General features: G+C 73.8%; 2 protein-coding genes and 1 pseudogene. All 3 read right to left on the bottom strand.

Annotation, left to right across the window (positions count from 1 at the left end):
- Positions 1-84, bottom strand: a pseudogene (locus ABZ805_RS29260) (amino acid ABC transporter permease); the annotation flags it as partial.
- A 44-nt stretch (positions 85-128) separates the two neighbouring features.
- Positions 129-779: a GPP34 family phosphoprotein gene (locus tag ABZ805_RS29265; RefSeq protein ID WP_358447158.1), complete on the bottom strand. Its 651-nt coding sequence runs from the start codon at positions 777-779 to the stop codon at positions 129-131.
- A complete protein-coding gene (locus ABZ805_RS29270) occupies positions 776-1531 on the bottom strand; it encodes a MerR family transcriptional regulator (RefSeq protein WP_358447160.1) in 756 nt (251 codons plus the stop codon). Before ABZ805_RS29270 ends, ABZ805_RS29265 begins: the two co-directional genes overlap by 4 nt.
- Between the last annotated feature and the right edge of the window lie 412 nt (positions 1532-1943).

Below are 1943 nucleotides of genomic sequence, written 5' to 3' on the forward strand. Positions count from 1 at the left end.
GGTGGCGATCCACCGGTACGGCGCCACCGAGGACAACCGCATCAGCGCCAGCACCACGCCGACCACCAGGCCGAACGCGAAGCCCTCAGGCGAACGCCTGCCGCAGACCGAGAGCCCCGTTCCCGGCCTCACGCGGTCGCCGCGCTCCGGCGGGCCGCGATGGACAAGGTCAATGCTTTGCGCACGTGCGGGAGCCGCTCGTCGACGTGCGCGGCGGCCGCTTTCGCCGCGTCCTTGTGCGCGCGCCGCTCCTTGCCGGTGAACGCGGTGCGGACGTCGCCTTCGAGGGCGAACGCGGCCAGCACCACGTCGTCCGGTTCGTGCGCGGCGGGCGGCCGACCGCCCAGCACCACGTCCCGCACCCGGCCCTGCAGTTCCCGGACCCGCCCGGGGTCGGCGGCGGTGATGTCGTGCACCGGGAACAGGCCCAGCGCGCGCCGGCGCTCCGCGGTGATCACCCCGGCGGCGGCGAGCTGGTCGCGCACCGCGGCCTCCGCGTGCTGGAAGCCGGTGTCGATGAGGGTGGTCCAGCGGCGCGGCCGGTGCTCGCGGACGGCGCCGAGCACGTCCGCGAGGAACGCGTCGTCCGGCGGGAACGCCGCGGCGGGGGCGCGTTCGACCTTGCCGCCGGATTCCCGCAGCAGGCCGCGCTGCACCAGTTCCACGACCGCGGCCGCGCGCAGCAGCGATCCGCGGACCAGCACGCTCGCCGCGTCGAGCTTGCCCTTGTCGACGTCGTAGGAGAGCAGGAACATCCGGTGTGCCAACGACTCGTTCACGGTGTCTCCCCGTCCTCGGGCAGCGGCAGCGGGTTCTCGGCGAGCAGCTGCTCCCGCCGCACCAGGACCTTGATCTGCGCCGGGTTGTAGAGGTCGATGATCGCCTTGCCCATGGTCTCCTGCGCGAAGCGCTTGCCGCTCGGCGCATCGACGTTCGCCGCGTGCAGCCCGGGGAAGTCGCGGTACAGCTCGCGGACGAACGGCGCGGTTCGTTCCGCCAGGTCCTGGCAGGCCGCGTCGTCGGCGTCCGCGGGCAGCGCGTCGAACTCGGCGCTCATCGGATCCGGCGGCATGTCCTGCAGCATGTCCGAGTAGGCCTGCACGCCCTGCGGCCCGAGCACCCGGGACATCACCACCACCAGCGAGCGGTCCGCATCGGACAGCTTCGTCTTCGCGGCGGGCGCGAACTCCGCGGGCAGGTCGGTCGGCATGGACTGGCGCAGGATCAGGCCGAGTTCCACCCGGGCGCGCTGCAGGCGTTCGATGGTGGTGGCGAGCTCCGCATCGAGGGTGCGCAGCGCCTCCTCCGGGTGGTCGTCGGCCTCGCCCATCTCCGCGATCTGCGACAGCGAGAACCCCAGATCGGTGAGCCGCTTGATCCGCAGCAGCCGCACTAGGTGTGCCACGCCGTACTGCTTGTAGCCGTTCGACCGCCGTTCGGGCTCGGCCAGCAGGCCGACGTCGTGGTAGTGCCGCACCGCCCGCAGGCTCGTCCCGGCCAGCTCGGCGATCTCCCGAGTGCTCCACGCCACTTCCGACACCTCATCGTCCGCATCGTCCCGACGCGTCCGCGCCGGATACCGGTAGTCCAAACCGTGCCGCTGCGGCATGGTCAAGCCCGGGCGACCAGAAAAGCAGAAAAGTGACCCGCATCGCAGCGGTGGCTCCCGCTGGCCGGAGCCGCCCGGCCCGCCGGTGGCCGCGGCCTGCCCGCGGGAGGCTCACCCACTGCGGCCTGCCCGCGGGGCCCACCCACGGAGGCCCGTCGGCGTCCCGCCCGCTCGCCGAGGGTTTCCCCGATCGCCCTCGCGCGGCCGCACCGAACCGGGCGCGATCCTGGTTGGTTGGCCCCGAGCCCGAGCCCGAGCCCGAGCCCGAGCCCGAGCCCGAGCCCGAGCCCGAGCCCGAGCCCGAGCCCGAGCCCGAGCCCGAGCCCGAGCCCGA

This window comes from Saccharopolyspora sp. NPDC047091 (assembly GCF_040643635.1).
Taxonomy (GTDB): domain Bacteria; phylum Actinomycetota; class Actinomycetes; order Mycobacteriales; family Pseudonocardiaceae; genus Saccharopolyspora_C.